This window comes from Pseudomonas anatoliensis (assembly GCF_017976235.1).
GTDB classification, from domain to species: domain Bacteria; phylum Pseudomonadota; class Gammaproteobacteria; order Pseudomonadales; family Pseudomonadaceae; genus Aquipseudomonas; species Aquipseudomonas anatoliensis.
On the sequence record NZ_JACVHC010000001.1, the window covers coordinates 400,182 to 414,877 of the forward strand.

Consider the following 14,696-nt stretch of genomic DNA (forward strand, 5'->3'; position numbering starts at 1 on the left):
TGTTGCTCTTGACGCGTTCCCCTCTGTTTTGCACAGCCCCCAAAAACAAAAAAGAGATCGACTCATGAAGTACGAACCTTTGGCCAAATCGCTGATAGCGACCTCACTGGCACTCAGCTGTCTCATGGCTCACGCCGCCTCGGTGGCACCGGTTGCCGCGGAAAACGGCATGGTGGTCACCGCGCAACATCTGGCCACGCATGTCGGTGTCGATGTATTGAAAAACGGTGGGAACGCCGTGGATGCGGCGGTCGCGGTCGGTTATGCGCTGGCGGTTGTCTATCCCGCTGCGGGCAACCTCGGTGGCGGCGGTTTCATGACCATTCAATTGGCAGACGGGCGCAAGACGTTCCTCGATTTCCGCGAAAAAGCCCCACTGGCGGCCACCGCCAATATGTACCTCGACAAGGAAGGCAACGTCATCCCGGAGCTGAGTACCCGCGGCCATTTGGCCGTCGGCGTGCCGGGCACTGTGTCTGGTATGGAACTGGCGCTGAGCAAGTACGGCACCAAGCAGCGCAAGGACATGATTGCCCCCGCCATCAAACTGGCTGAAGACGGTTTTGAGCTGGAGCAAGGCGACGTCGAGTTGCTGGAGTACGCCACCGACGTGTTCAAGAAGGACATGCGCGATTCCGGCTCGATCTTCCTCAGCAATGGCGAGCCGATGCAGGTCGGGCAGAAACTGGTGCAGAAAGACCTCGGCAAAACCCTGCGAACCATTTCCGAAAAGGGCGCTGACGGCTTTTATAAAGGCTGGGTGGCCGACGCCATCGTGACCTCCAGTCAGGCGAACAAAGGCATCATCACCCAGGCCGATCTCGACAAATACAAGACCCGCGAACTGGCCCCGGTGGAGTGTGATTACCGTGGCTATCACGTGGTATCGGCGCCACCGCCAAGCTCCGGTGGCGTGGTGATCTGCCAGATCATGAACATTCTCGAAGGTTATCCGATGAAGGATCTGGGCTTCCATTCAGCCCAGGGTATGCACTATCAGATCGAAGCAATGCGTCACGCCTATGTTGATCGCAACAGCTATCTGGGTGATCCGGATTTCGTCAAGAACCCGATCGAGCACCTGCTGGACAAGAACTACGCGACCAAGCTGCGTGACGCCATTCAGCCGCAAAAGGCCGGTGTCTCCGCCGAACTTAAACCCGGCACAGCGCCCCATGAGGGCAGCAACACCACTCACTATTCGATCGTCGACAAGTGGGGCAACGCGGTCTCGGTCACCTACACGCTCAACGACTGGTTCGGTGCCGGTGTAATGGCGAGCAAGACCGGGGTGATCCTCAATGACGAGATGGACGACTTCACCTCGAAAGTCGGCGTGCCGAACATGTACGGCCTGGTGCAGGGCGAAGCCAATGCCATTGCTCCGGGCAAGGCACCGCTGTCGTCGATGAGCCCGACCATCGTCACCAAGGATGGCAAAGTGGTCATGGTGGTTGGTACGCCGGGCGGCAGCCGCATCATCACCGCGACTTTGCTGACCATGCTCAACGTCATCGACTACGGCATGGGCTTGCAGGAAGCGGTCGATGCGCCGCGTTTCCATCAGCAATGGATGCCGGAAGAAACCAACCTCGAAGACTTCGCCGCCAGTCCCGACACGAAGAAGATTCTCGAGAGTTGGGGCCACAAGTTCGCCGGGCCGCAGGATGCCAACCATATCGCCGCGATTCTGGTGGGCGCACCGTCGCTTGGCGGTAAACCGGTCGGCAAAAACCGCTTCTACGGCGCCAACGATCCACGGCGCAATACAGGCTTGTCATTGGGTTACTGAGAGGCGTAAAAAGGGGGCGGGCGTACGTCCGCCCCTGTTTCAAGGACTGATCAAGGAAGGCCCATCATGACCACCGCATTACTGATCATCGACGTCCAGCGCGCTCTGTGCTCGGGCGAATACCAATGCCACGACATCCACCGCGTAATCGACACCATCAACAATCTCAGCAACCGCGCGCGAAAGGCTGGCGTTCCGGTTGTGTTGATTCAGCATGAAGAAAAGGACAGTCCACTGGCCCACGGTGCCGAAGGCTGGCAATTGGCGGAAGGGCTTGAGACGGCCCCGCAAGATCTGCGCGTTCGCAAAACCACCCGGGATTCGTTTTACCAGACCGATCTGCGCAAACTGCTGCCGAGCGAAGATTTCGAGCGTTTGGTGATCTGCGGTCTGCAAACCGATTACTGCGTCAACGCCACCGTGCGCCAGGCCCATGAATCGGGTTACGACGTGGTGCTGGCGGCCGACGCCCATTCCACCGTCGACAACGGCAACATGAGCGCCGAAGACATCATCGGCGAGCACAACAAGGATCTGGCGCACCTGACCGGCTCGGTGGCGCGGATCGATGTAAAACCCGCCGCAGAAATCCAGTTCTAACCACAAAAACCTGTAGGAGTGAGCCTGCTCGCGATAGCGGTTTGTCATCCAGAACATCACTCACTGACAGGACGCCATCGCGAGCAGGCTCACTCCCACAGGATTTGTGTTCGGCCAAGCCCCTGCGCCCACCGAGGATTTCCGACGACAGCACTGGCATACTGCCCGCCGTCTGAAGAATGGAATCTCTCGATGTTGCCTTTCAACCCCCGTCACGTTTTGTTGCTGACATCTCTCGCTTTTGCACCCTTCGTCAACGCCAGCAGTTTCGATTGCGCCAGCGCCAGCGGCAAAACTGAAAAAGCCATTTGTGCCGACGCTTACCTTTCGGGGCTCGACGAAAAGCTCGCGGCGCGCTGGCGCTTTGCCGGATCTGTCATTTGTTAGAAGCGCAGGGCTGACCGGACTCAATCAGCAGCCGTTCGATCTGCGCCAGTTCCCAGGTACTGAGCAGACTCACCGGATCGGTGCCGAAGCGCTGCCAGCTATCGAGTGCACCTTCATCACCATCGCCGTTGCGGGCGTATTCACAGTGATGCAACCGTTCGCCTTCAAAATCCAGCACCAGGCGCCAGCCGTCGATATCGACCGTGACCAGTCCGGCCTCGGTGCGTGCCTCGCAGCTGAACGCCAGTACGCCCAGCGCAGCCTCGCGCAGTCGCTGGCAAACCTCAGGGGCGGTCAGAAATGCAGACATGCTCGGACTCGATGCGTACAGGAACGCGCCAGCATAAGGCGTGAGCCGCCATGTGTCAGTGTATTGCTGGCTCGATGCCGGACATTTCCGTAATATCCGCAACCCTCTTTATCCGCTGCACTCTGTTCAGCAAATCCGCGGCCGCGCCCGGCGGCCGCTCAGTCAGGTAAGCCATGAAACCGATACGTCTGCGCGCCGATGTCCTGGCCGGACTCACCACCTCGTTTGCCCTGTTGCCCGAATGCATTGCTTTCGCGCTGGTGGCTCACCTCAATCCGCTGATGGGCCTTTATGGCGCTTTCATCATTTGTACGCTGACAGCATTGTTCGGCGGTCGCCCGGGGATGGTCTCCGGTGCGGCGGGGTCGATGGCGGTGGTGATTGTCGCGCTGGTGGTGCAGCACGGTGTGCAATATCTACTGGCGACCGTGTTGCTGGGCGGTTTGATCATGATGGCGTTCGGGCTGCTGCGCCTGGGCAAACTGGTGCGCATGGTGCCGCACCCGGTGATGCTCGGCTTCGTCAACGGCCTGGCGATCATCATTGCGCTGGCGCAACTGGAACATTTCAAAAGCGGTGAAGACTGGCTCAGCGGTACGCCGCTGTACCTGATGACCGGGCTGGTGGCGCTGACCATGGCCATTGTCTACATCCTGCCGCGCCTGACCCGCGCAGTGCCGCCGGCGTTGGTGGCGATTCTTGGCGTGGGCCTGCTGGTTTATCTGTTCGGCCTGCCGACCCGCACCCTCGGCGACATGGCGCACATTGCCGGTGGCCTGCCGACTTTCGCCTTGCCGGACATTGCGTGGAACCTGCAAACCCTGGGCATCATCGCGCCGTACGCGATTCTGATGGCGCTGGTCGGTTTGCTGGAAACCCTGCTGACGCTGAATCTTACCGACGAGATCACTGAAACCCGTGGCTACCCGGATCGCGAGTGCGTGGCGCTTGGCGCGGCGAACATGGTCTCGGGCGCGTTCGGCGGTATGGGCGGTTGCGCGATGATCGGCCAGACCGTGATCAACCTCAGCTCCGGTGGTCGCGGACGGTTGTCGGGCATCGTCGCGGGCGTGTTGATTCTGTTGTTTATCCTGTTTCTCTCGCCACTGATCGAGCGTATTCCGCTGGCGGCGCTGGTCGGCGTGATGTTTGTGGTGTCGCAGCAGACATTTGCCTGGGCGTCGTTGCGGGTGGTGAACAAAGTGCCGCTCAACGATGTGCTGGTGATCATCGCCGTGACCACTATCACCGTGTTCACCGATCTGGCCACGGCCGTGTTGTGCGGCATCATCATCGCTGCGCTGAATTTTGCCTGGCAGCAGGCTCGCGAGTTGTATGCCGATGAGCATCTGGAAGCTGACGGCAGCAAACTTTATCGACTGCACGGGACGCTGTTTTTCGCTTCGACCACGCCGTTCCTCAATCGGTTTGACCCGGCCAATGATCCGGCGCTCGTAACGCTCGATTGTCAGCATTTGAGTTTTGTTGATTATTCGGCCATTGCTGCCCTGAAGACCCTGCGCGAGCGCTATGCGAAGGCGGGCAAGCATTTGCGGGTGTTTCATTTGTCGGAGCGCTGTAAGAAGTTGCTTAAGCGCGGTGGCGTTGATCACGATTGAGGGGGGCATATCCGTTGCTGCGGGTGGGGCTGATTGGGGTTCCGCCCTTACGGCGGGTCACCTTTTCCAAACGCCGAAAAGGTAACCCAAAAGGCTTTACCCTGACGTACGGCCCTCGCTGTGGCTCGGGTTCCTTCGCTCCGTGATCGATCCGGGCGCATCGCCTCCGGTTTGCTTCGCTGCACCTCCTCTCGATGTGTTCGACTCCGTCGAACGGTCGCTGCGCTCCCACCCCCGGACCAATCCCTCCACTCAGCCTGCCGACGGGCCTTCGAGATCAAAAGCTGCACTCGAGCTAACGCTCATTGTGTTGAGTGGTGAAGAGCGAAAAGCAGGCTTACTCCTACATTTGACTGTGATCGACTCAAACTCGCGGCCCACACACAAAACCCTGTGGGAGCTGGCTTGCCAGCGATGAGGTCGGCACAGTCAATATTGATGTCGACTGATCCACCGCTATCGCGAGCAGGCTCACTCCCACATTTGACCGTGCCCGACTCAAGCTAGCGGCCAACGCGCGATACCCTGTGGGAGCTGGCTTGCCAGCGATGAGGCCGGCACAGTCAATATTGATGTCGACTGATCCACCGCCATCGCTGGCAAGCCAGCTCTCACAGGGTTTTGTGTGTGGCCAGGTTTAGATCGCCGGGAAATCGATATCGGTCAGTGCCACGTTGTTCAGGTAGTTGGTCAGCGTTTGCACGGCGACCAGTGCGATCACTTCAATGATTTTTACGTCGTCGATTCCGGCAGCGCGGGCGGCGGTGATTTGTTCGTCGTTCAAGTGGCCGCGGCTTTGCGTGAGTTGCTGGGCGAGGGCGGCGTAGGCGTTGAGTTCGCCCTCACGTGCTGCGACGATGTCCTGCGCCGACAGCCCGGCCTTGCCGGCAAACAGGGTGTGCGCCGCCAGGCAATAATCGCAACCGTTGACCTGCGAGGTTGCCAGATAAACCGCTTCTTTCTCCTTGGCGCTCAATGAGGTTTTACCGAGGATTGCCGAGGCTTGTACGTAGGTCTCAAGCGCTACCGGCGCCTTGGCCAGGGTGGTGAAAAGATTGGGCAGGAAGCCGATTTTCTTTTTCACGCCTTCCAGTACCGGGCGGGTGCTGTCGGTGGCAGATTCCAGGCTGATGGCGTTGATGCGGCTCATGGTGATTCTCCGAAGATCCGGTGCGAAGTGCACCGGCGATGGAGGTGATGTTAATCAGCGCTAGTGGTGCTTTGGCGTCAAATCGTCGAGGATATGCGGCAGATAGTCCAGATATTCGCTCGGGAGTCGCCCATGGATCGCCTTTCCACGTTGCTCAGCCATTTCGCTGTGCATGCCGGTACGTTTCACAGCGGCGACTTTTGCGGCGTCGGTGTTCATGAGGGTGAACCGAGTGGGTACGTGCATCTGTTGCAGGCGGGTGAGTTGCTGCTCAAGCCTGGCAATGAACGTGAGATCCGCCTCGATCAGCCGTCGCTGATTTTCTTTCCCGGCCCCTTTGCCCACCGCATGGTTGCGGACGCGTCCATGGAGACGAAACTGGTCTGCGCAACGCTGACGTTTGACGGCGGTTCGGGCAATGCATTGGCGGCGGCGCTGCCGGATTATCTGGTGCTCGCACTCACCGAGATTCCAGAATTGGCCAGCACCCTGGAATGGCTGTTCAAGGAAGCCTTCGAAGGCCATTGCGGACGTGTGGCGGTGATGGATCGGTTGTTCGAATTGTTGGTGATTCTGCTGTTGCGCCACCTCATCAATAGTCGTGATCAAGCACCCGGGATGATGGCCGGGCTGGCCGATCCGCGCCTGTCACGCGCCTTGAACCTGATGCATGAAAAGCCCGAAAAGCCATGGAGCGTGGCCGATCTGGCGGCGGCTGCCAACCTGTCTCGCGCAGGATTTGCCGAGCAGTTTCACCGCGTTGTCGGGCAGACACCGGGCGATTATCTGCTGAGCTGGCGGGTCAGTCTGGCGCAGAAACGTCTGCGCGAAGGCCGGCCGATTGCGTTGATCGCCGAAGAGGTCGGCTACGAAAGTCCTTCGGCGCTGGCCCGCGCGTTTCGCCGCAAAACCGGCCTCAGTCCTCGGGAGTGGAAGGCCGGGATCTGAGCGTTACCTGGCGAATTTCTTCGCCCCGGCGACACACAAAATCACCCCCAATGTCACCGCAAGCATGCCGATGCTGACCTGTTCATGCAGCAACGTCGCCGCCAGCGCCAGGCCGAAAAACGGTTGCAGCAACTGCAACTGCCCAACCGCCGCGATCCCGCCCTGCGCCAGTCCGCGATACCAGAACACGAATCCGATCAACATGCTGAACAGCGAGACATAGGCCAGGCACAGCCATGCCGACAGGCTGATGTTGCTGAACGAGGCGGGCGCCAGCCACAGACTCAGCACCGTCATCAGCGGCAATGACAACACCAGCGCCCAGCAGATCACCTGCCAGCCGCCAAGGGTGCGCGACAGCTTGGCGCCTTCAGCGTAACCGAGGCCGCAGGCCAGGATCGCCGCGAGCATCAGCAAATCACCGGTGGGCGAAGCGGTCAGCCCCTGGGATAACGCGAATCCAACCACCAGAGCGCTGCCCAGAATCGAGAAAAACCAGAACACCGAGCGCGGACGCTCACCGCCGCGCAGCACGCCGAAAATCGCCGTGGCCAGAGGCAGCAATCCTACGAAAACAATCGAATGCGCTGACGTCACGTGCTGCAACGCCAACGCGGTCAACAGCGGGAAACCCAACACCACGCCCATCGCGACAATGAACAGCGAGAGCCACTGACTGCGCGCCGGACGGCGCTCGCGAAAAAGCCACAGCAGACCCACCGCCAATACCCCGGCGATGGCCGCACGCACCACGGTAAGAAACACCGGGTCGAACTCCAGCACCGCCAGGCGCGTGGCTGGCAGCGAGCCGCTGAAGATCACCACGCCGATAAAACCGTTGATCCAGCCGCTGGTTTTTTCCATTGTCGGGTTAGCCAGGTTTGAAGTCCGTTCCATACGAGGTCGCTCAGAAGTGGGGTTGCGTCAGGCGAATCCTAGGAGTGAGAATCAGGACAATCAAAAAATTGTCATGGATACATCCCGACATGCCACGTTCCCGCTACAAGAACCTTGTTGATACCTATGCGGCAGACATCCGCTCGGGACGTTTGGCGCCCGGCACACGACTGCCGACCCACCGGCAACTGGCCATGAGCGAAGGGCTGGCGCTGGTCACGGCCTCGCGGGTGTACGCCGAGCTGGAGGCGATGGGCCTGGTCAGTGGCGAAACCGGGCGCGGCACCTTTGTGCGGGAAACCTCGTTGTCGCCGGGGCAGGGCATCGATCAGAAGGATGTCGCGGTCGGCATGATCGACCTCAATTTCAACTACCCGTCATTGCCCGGTCAGGCTGAGCTGTTACGCACGGCGTTGCGCCAATTGGCGCTGTCCGGTGACCTCGAAGCGCTGTTGCGCTATCAACCACACGCCGGCCGCCAGCACGAGCGCGTTTCGGTTGCGCGGCATCTGCTGAGTCGCGGGGTGAGCGTTGAGGCCGGGCAAGTGCTGATCGTCAACGGCGCCCAGCAAGGGCTGGCGGTGACGCTGATGGCACTGCTCAAACCGGGCGATGTGATTGCGGCAGATGCGCTGACTTATTCCGGGTTCAAGGTGCTGGCCGAAGCGCTGCATCTGGAGGTGGTGGCGATTCCGATCGGTGACCACGGGCCGGATCTGGCGGCGCTGGATAAACTCTGTCGCAGCCGCTCGGTGCGCGCGGTGTACAGCATGCCGACCCTGCACAATCCGCTGGGCTGGGTGTTGCCGACCGAGCAACGCGAGCAGTTGATATCGATTGCCCGTCAGCATGATCTGACGATCATTGAAGACGCGGCCTACGCCTTTCTGGTGGAAAACCCGCCGCCAGCGCTGGTCGACATGGCGCCGGAGCGCACGGTTTATGTGTCGGGACTTTCCAAGAATATCGCCACCGGTTTGCGCGTCGGCTTCATCGCTGCGCCGGAGGCCAAGGTGCCGGCGCTGGAGCGAATCATCCGCGCCACCACCTGGAACACTCCCGGCGTGATGACCGCCATTGCTTGCGCCTGGCTCGACGACGGCACCGTCACCTTGCTTGAAGAACAAAAGCGCAATGACGCCAAGGCTCGTCAGGCACTGGCCGCCGAGTTGCTCAACGGGTTGCCCTATTTCGCACATCCATCCTCGTATTTCTTGTGGTTGCCGCTGCCGGAAGATGTGCGCGCCGATCGGATTGTCATGGAGTTGATGCACGAACAGATTTCGGTCACCAGCGCCGAACCGTTTTCGGTGGCGACGCATACACCGCATGCGATTCGGTTGGCATTGGGTTCGGTGGATATGAACGTGTTGCGCCAAGCGTTGATCACCGTCAGAAAAGTCGTCGGCGCTTACCTGTAGAACCTTTGGCGAGGGAGCAAAATCCCGAGCCACAAAATGTTAGCCTTGGCGCAATCGCATCAAATTGCTTTGGATCGTCCGATGAAAAACCCCGCTTCACTGTCCCTCGCCTTGATCCTCACCGCTGGCCTGCTCAGCGCACCGGCCCACGCAGCAGGCGACCCCGAGGCCGGCGCAAAAATCTTCCCGCGCCTGTGCGGCGGCTGCCATCAAGTCGGCGAATCCGCCCGCCCGGGTTTCGGTCCGGAACTCAACGGCATCATCGGCCGCCCGGCCGGGACGTCGGCGAACTATGTGTATTCCGATGCGATGAAAAACTCAGGCGTGACCTGGGACCACGAAACGCTGAAGGCTTATCTGAAAGATCCGAAAGGCGTGGTGCCGGGTACACGGATGATTTTCTGGGGGCTGAGTGATGAGGAGAAGCTTGAGAATTTGCTGGCGTACCTGCAGACCTTCCCCGAGTAACAATCCAGCTGACCTCCACAATCCCCCTGTAGGAGCTGCCGAAGGCTGCGATCTTTTGGCTTTGTTTTTTACAATCAAGATCAAAAGATCGCAGCCTGCGGCAGCTCCTACAGTGGGATTTGGTTGATGGCCTGTGTGGTCAACCCGCTCAGATCTTAGTGCTTGCACGTTGCGCAGTCGCCGGCTGTAGAGTCCATGGAGATTCAAGAATCGGATTGTTCGGGCGATATGCTTGCCACCCAAGCCCTGATAAATGGAATGACATGAAGACTCTCGTCGGTATTGTTTGTGCACTGGCATTGCTCTCTGGCTGTGTGACCAAGGATCTGAGCAATGAAGACCGGCAACAGATCAAGACTCTGAAAGTGCTTCCGGTTTATGTTGCCGTCGATAACTTCAAGTACACCAGCATGACTCAGGCATGGGGAGCGGGGCTCGGTGCCGGGGTCGGGGCCGCGACCGGCATGGCGTCCGGTGCGTCGGCAGTGGGGACAACGGCCCTGACAGGCGTCGGCGCCGTCGCCGGGACGCAAGTGGCTGATGTGGCGACCGGGGATATTTCTCGGGCCATCCTCAACAATATGAAAAACAACGATATCGACCTGAGCAAGTTGATCCGGCAAAGTTTTGCCAAGCGGATAGAACAGGAACGCCTGTTCACCCTGGTAGGTGAAGGCGAAGCAGCCGACGCCGAGATCGAAATTCTGGTGTCGCAATGGGGGCTGTGCCTGAAGAACTACAGCACCGTGCTGTATCCGGTTATCGGCGCCACGGCTTCAATCAAACGCAACGGCTCGGCGGTGTGGCGAAATTTCGAGACGGTTACTGTGTTCAATGACGCCAACACAATCGCCTATACGCCTGAGCAATACGCCACCGATCCCGAGACGTTGCGAAAGGCATTTACCCATGTGTCTGACTTGGTCATGAACAAACTGGTCGATGATTTGAAACAGTAGCCAGCGACGACTTTCAAGGGTTGCCTGGGTTGAAGGCTTGTCGCAATGTGCTTGTCACCTCGGCAATTGACGGACCCGCAACCTGCATCAACGCCTACCGGGGTTCAGTCGTCAGGTGTTGTGTCAGCAAGGGCAGCAATTGTTCGCAAGCCCCCTCAATCTTCAAATCCAGCAAATCATCTGCCCGTGTCTTGCCCAGATTGATCGCAATCAACGGCTTGCCGCGATCGGCGATCACCCGGCACAGGCGAAACGCCGAATAGGCCATCAACGAAGACCCCACCACCAGCATTCCCGCCGCCGTCTGCGCTGCATCCATGGCCCGAGCAGCGGTAGGTTGCGCGACGTTTTCGCCGAAAAACACCACGTCCGGTTTCATCCGCTCGCCCGCACAAAACGGGCAGTGCGGTACCTGAAAACGTGCTTCAAACGCCGGGTCGAGCAGGGTGTCGCCGTCTGGCGCCTGCACTGCATCGACGCCGGCCAGATACGGATTCTGCTGTTCCATCAGTTGCTGAATCGAATCGCGCTCGCTGCGCTGACCGCAATCCAGACACAGCACGCGGTGCAAGCTGCCGTGCAGTTCGATCACATCATGACTGCCGGCCTGATCGTGCAAGGTGTCGACGTTCTGCGTGATCAGGCCGCTGATCCTGCCATGACGCTGCAAACTGGCCAGCGCCTCATGCGCTGCATTCGGTTGCGCTTGACGCACCCGAGGCCAGCCAAGCATCGCCCGTGCCCAGTAGCGGCGGCGTGATTCGGGGGCGCCGAGGAACTCCTGATACATCATCGGTTGCCGGCCACGTCGCACGCCGTCGCTGTCGCGGTAGTCGGGGATGCCCGAGGGGGTGCTGATGCCGGCTCCGGTGAGCACCAGAAAGTCGCCATCAATCATCGCCTGTTGCAGCGTGTCGAGGTATTCGCGGATCGGGCTGTCGAGCATGGCTGGCATCCATTAGCGATGAGTGCCATGCAGGTTAGCACTGACATCCGTGGAGAGGGAGAGAGCTCCCTCGCCACAGAATCGCGGTTATTTGCGAGCCTCCAGAATCAGGTTGAACGGCGTCTGCGTCGCTCGCCGGAATTGCTTGAATCCGGCCTCGGTAAACACTTTGCGCAAGCGCATTTCACCGGCCTGCGCACCAAGGCCCAGGCCGACTTCCTGGGATAGCGAGTTGGGCGTGCAAATGAACGTCGATGCCGCGTAGAAAAGCCGCCCCACCGGGTTGATGTTGTCGTCCAGCGTATCGTTGGCGAACGGCTCGACAAGCAACACCGTGCCGTCGTCTTTAAGCGAATCGTAGGCGTGGCGCGCCGCGCCGACCGGGTCGCCCATGTCGTGCAGGCAATCGAAATAGCAGATCAGGTCATAGTCATTGCCGGGGTAGTTTTTCGCAGAGCCCTGGAAGAAAGTCGCCCGACTGCTGACCCCACCTTCCTCGGCGCGCTGGGTAGCGACGGTGATCGAGGGTGCGTGGAAGTCGTAGCCGACGAAACGCGAGTTGGGATACGCCTGGGCCATGATCACGGTCGAGGCGCCGTGGCCGCAGCCGATGTCGGCGACTTTCGCGCCGTTTTCGAGTTTGGCCACGACACCGTTCAATGCCGGCAGCCATTCGGCGATCAGGTGGCCTTTGTAGCCGGGGCGGAAAAACCGTTCGGTGCCGGTGAACATGCACGGATGGTGATCGCCCCAAGGCAGGGCGCCGTTGCCGCGCATGGCTTTGACCAGTTTGTCCTTGTCGTGGAAAAACGACGCCACCACCCCCAGACCGCCGGCGACGTAAACCGGCGAGTCCTCGACGGCCAGCGCCATGGCCTGTTCTTCTGGCAGGCGAAACTGCCCGTCGTGGTGCTCCATGTAGCCGGAGGCGGCGTGAGCGCTGAGCCATTCGCGCACCAGGCGCGGGTTGCAGGTGGTTTTTGCCGCGAGGGCTTCGGGGCTGATCGGCTGACTGTCGGCCATCGCCCGGTACAGCCCGAGTTCCTCGCCGACGATGACATTGGCCAGCATTGCCGCGCCGCCCATGTCGTTGACCAGTTTGCCCATGAATTCGTTGAGTCGGGCCTCGTCCATCATGTGTGCTCCTGAAACAGGATCACAGTCCGGCGGCGTTGAGCGTCGAGGCATGCGCCACCGGGCGGTGGTCATGGAAACAGGCAGGTCACGGCAAAAGTCCTGCGGCCCCCTCGACTGGGTCATGAATGAGTCTAGCCCTGGAATGGGACGCACGCCGTATTTGTAATCACTGAAATTCCTGTAGGAGCTGCGGCACGCTGCGATCTTTTGATGTTGTTTATAAGATCAGGATCAAAAGATCGCAGCCTCGTTCCACTCGACAGCTCCTACAGGGGATCTGTGTTGATGCGAGAGGGTGGGTATTGCTTTGTATCTGAGGGGCTGGGGGATACAGGAGGCTGCAAATATCGGGAGGGTTGAACACAGTGCCGATACAGCCACCGGCTCAACTGAGTGGGTCAACCACCGAGGTCAGCCACCATGCAAACCCCTCATGTATCAAGGCAACCCAGCGTAGGGCTGGGTCTGCGCCGTGGTCTGTTGAAAGATCTGCAAGCAGCCCCCACCGGCGATTTCGACTTTCTGGAAGTCGCCCCGGAAAACTGGATCGGCGTCGGCGGCGCCCATGGCGCGGCGTTACGCGAACTGGCCGAGCGTTATCCGTTGTCCTGTCACGGTTTGTCGTTGTCGCTCGGCGGCACGGCGCCACTCGACTGCGGTTTTCTACAGGAAGTGCGGGGTTTTCTTGATCATCACCGTGTTGAGCATTACAGCGAACACCTGAGTTATTGCAGCGACGACGGCCATCTCTATGATCTGTTGCCCTTGCCGTTCACCGAGGAAGCGGTGCACCACGTCGCCGCGCGTATCCGCCAGTCCCAGGACATTCTCGGTCGCCGCCTGGCCGTGGAAAACGTCTCCTACTATGCCGCTCCGCGTCAGGACATGGACGAAGTGACCTTCACCAACGCGGTGTTGCGCGAGGCTGATTGCGACCTGCTGCTGGATGTCAACAATGTCTACGTCAATGCCATCAACCACGGTTTTGATCCACAGGATTTTCTGGCGCGGATCGAGCCGGGCAGGGTGGTCGGGATGCACGTGGCCGGGCACTTCGATGAGTCCGACAGCCTCAAGATCGACACCCATGGTGCCTCGGTGAAACCGCAGGTGTGGTCGTTGCTGGCCGAAGCCTACGCACGGTTCGGCGCGCAGCCGACACTGCTGGAGCGTGATTTCAATTTCCCGGCATTTGCCGAACTGGTCGCCGAGCTACAGACCATTCGCCGTCTGCAAGGCGAAGGAGCTCAGCGTGGATAGCCTTGAACGGCAACAACGGGCGCTGACGGGTTATCTGCGTGATCCCGACCACCACGTGCCTCCTGCTGAAATGAATACCGCGCGGGTCAATGTGTACCGCGACTTGGTGTTCAACAATCTCTCGCAATTATTGAGTGGCACCTTTCCAGTATTGATCCGGATCATCGGCGATCGACGCTGGCAAACATTGATTCGTGGATTTTTGCGCGATTACCGCGCGCAAACGCCGAAGTTTGCTGAGATCGCCGAGGCGTTCCTCGACTATCTCGCCTCGCAGCTTGCGGTGTTGAGCGAGGGGCCGTGGCCCGCGTTTTTGCTGGAGCTGGCGCATTACGAATGGGTGGAGATGGTCTTGCAGCAATCCGACGCCGATCCCTTGCCTGCGACGGATAAAGGCTTGTTGCTGGAACGGCCATTGCGGGTCTCGGCGCTCGCCTGGCCTTTGGCTTACACGTGGCCGGTGCAGCGGCTTGGCCCGGATTATCAGCCCTCAACCGCCCCGGCGCATCCGACGCTGTTACTGGTACGGCGGGAGGCGGATTTCAGCGTGAAGTTTTCACAGTTGAGCTCGTTGGCGTGGCGGTTGCTGCAGCGCATCGGCGAGTTGCCGTCATTGACCGGGCGTGAGCAGTTGCAGGGTCTGGCGCAAGAGGCCAGGCATTTCGCAGACGAGTCGTTCATGGCCAGTGGATTGGCGTTGTTGCAGCAAATGCATGAAGACGGCGTAATCGGTATTACTTGAACACATCAAACCCCCTGTAGGAGCTGTCGAGTGAAACGAGGCTGCGATCTTTTGGTTTTG

At 59.8% G+C, this 14,696-nt stretch carries 14 protein-coding genes; 9 read left to right on the forward strand and 5 right to left on the reverse strand.

The annotated features are described in order from the left end of the window. The first annotated feature begins 64 nt into the window (after window positions 1–64). Window positions 65–1,792, forward strand: a complete 1,728-nt coding sequence (gene ggt, locus ICA16_RS01745) for a gamma-glutamyltransferase (RefSeq protein WP_210553047.1) — start codon at window positions 65–67, stop codon at window positions 1,790–1,792. Window positions 1,793–1,858: 66 nt separating this feature from the next. Further along, the gene (locus ICA16_RS01750) at window positions 1,859–2,392 is read left to right on the forward strand and encodes a cysteine hydrolase family protein (protein ID WP_150604198.1); all 534 of its coding nucleotides are present in this window, start codon (window positions 1,859–1,861) and stop codon (window positions 2,390–2,392) included. A 376-nt stretch (window positions 2,393–2,768) separates the two neighbouring features. Here ICA16_RS01750 and ICA16_RS01755 read toward each other — a convergent pair whose 3' ends face one another. Beyond that, a complete protein-coding gene (locus ICA16_RS01755; RefSeq protein ID WP_210699769.1) occupies window positions 2,769–3,089 on the reverse strand; it encodes a DUF7693 family protein in 321 nt (106 codons plus the stop codon). Between the two features lie 173 nt (window positions 3,090–3,262). Between ICA16_RS01755 and ICA16_RS01760 the strand changes: the two genes are divergently transcribed. Then, window positions 3,263–4,708 carry a SulP family inorganic anion transporter gene (locus ICA16_RS01760; RefSeq protein WP_210553044.1) on the forward strand — a complete coding sequence of 482 codons (1,446 nt, stop codon included), beginning with the start codon at window positions 3,263–3,265 and terminating at the stop codon, window positions 4,706–4,708. 637 nt (window positions 4,709–5,345) lie between these two features. On the opposite strand, the gene ICA16_RS01765 is transcribed toward ICA16_RS01760, so the two are convergent. Then, window positions 5,346–5,858 (reverse strand): carboxymuconolactone decarboxylase family protein, encoded by a 513-nt coding sequence (locus tag ICA16_RS01765; protein ID WP_210699770.1) that lies wholly within the window; start codon window positions 5,856–5,858, stop codon window positions 5,346–5,348. Window positions 5,859–5,990: 132 nt separating this feature from the next. On the opposite strand from ICA16_RS01765, the gene ICA16_RS01770 reads away from it, so the two are divergent. Continuing rightward, window positions 5,991–6,806, forward strand: a complete 816-nt coding sequence (locus tag ICA16_RS01770; RefSeq protein ID WP_210699771.1) for an AraC family transcriptional regulator — start codon at window positions 5,991–5,993, stop codon at window positions 6,804–6,806. 3 nt (window positions 6,807–6,809) lie between these two features. On the opposite strand, the gene ICA16_RS01775 is transcribed toward ICA16_RS01770, so the two are convergent. Further along, the gene (locus tag ICA16_RS01775) at window positions 6,810–7,703 is read right to left on the reverse strand and encodes a DMT family transporter (RefSeq protein ID WP_210699772.1); all 894 of its coding nucleotides are present in this window, start codon (window positions 7,701–7,703) and stop codon (window positions 6,810–6,812) included. An 89-nt stretch (window positions 7,704–7,792) separates the two neighbouring features. Here ICA16_RS01775 and ICA16_RS01780 point away from each other — a divergent pair, with 89 nt between their 5' ends. From ICA16_RS01780 to ICA16_RS01790, 3 genes are all read left to right on the forward strand, one after another. Then, complete coding sequence (locus ICA16_RS01780) at window positions 7,793–9,124, forward strand: aminotransferase-like domain-containing protein (protein ID WP_210699773.1); 1,332 nt, start codon at window positions 7,793–7,795, stop codon at window positions 9,122–9,124. Between the two features lie 81 nt (window positions 9,125–9,205). Beyond that, window positions 9,206–9,592: a c-type cytochrome gene (locus ICA16_RS01785; RefSeq protein ID WP_150615251.1), complete on the forward strand. Its 387-nt coding sequence runs from the start codon at window positions 9,206–9,208 to the stop codon at window positions 9,590–9,592. Between the two features lie 263 nt (window positions 9,593–9,855). Continuing rightward, the gene (locus tag ICA16_RS01790; RefSeq protein WP_210699774.1) at window positions 9,856–10,551 is read left to right on the forward strand and encodes a hypothetical protein; all 696 of its coding nucleotides are present in this window, start codon (window positions 9,856–9,858) and stop codon (window positions 10,549–10,551) included. 94 nt (window positions 10,552–10,645) lie between these two features. Here ICA16_RS01790 and ICA16_RS01795 read toward each other — a convergent pair whose 3' ends face one another. After that, complete coding sequence (locus tag ICA16_RS01795) at window positions 10,646–11,497, reverse strand: NAD-dependent protein deacetylase (RefSeq protein WP_210699775.1); 852 nt, start codon at window positions 11,495–11,497, stop codon at window positions 10,646–10,648. An 87-nt stretch (window positions 11,498–11,584) separates the two neighbouring features. After that, entirely contained in the window at window positions 11,585–12,631 is a 1,047-nt protein-coding gene (locus ICA16_RS01800) for a class I SAM-dependent methyltransferase (protein ID WP_150615845.1), read from the reverse strand. A gap of 423 nt (window positions 12,632–13,054) precedes the next feature. On the opposite strand from ICA16_RS01800, the gene ICA16_RS01805 reads away from it, so the two are divergent. Together ICA16_RS01805 and ICA16_RS01810 are read left to right on the forward strand one after the other, a co-directional pair. Continuing rightward, window positions 13,055–13,894, forward strand: a complete 840-nt coding sequence (locus tag ICA16_RS01805; protein WP_210699776.1) for an HvfB family MNIO-type RiPP peptide maturase — start codon at window positions 13,055–13,057, stop codon at window positions 13,892–13,894. After that, window positions 13,887–14,636, forward strand: coding sequence for an HvfC family RiPP maturation protein (locus ICA16_RS01810; RefSeq protein WP_210699777.1), 750 nt, complete (start codon window positions 13,887–13,889; stop codon window positions 14,634–14,636). The genes ICA16_RS01805 and ICA16_RS01810 overlap by 8 nt, the downstream gene beginning before the upstream one ends. Window positions 14,637–14,696: the final 60 nt, after the last annotated feature.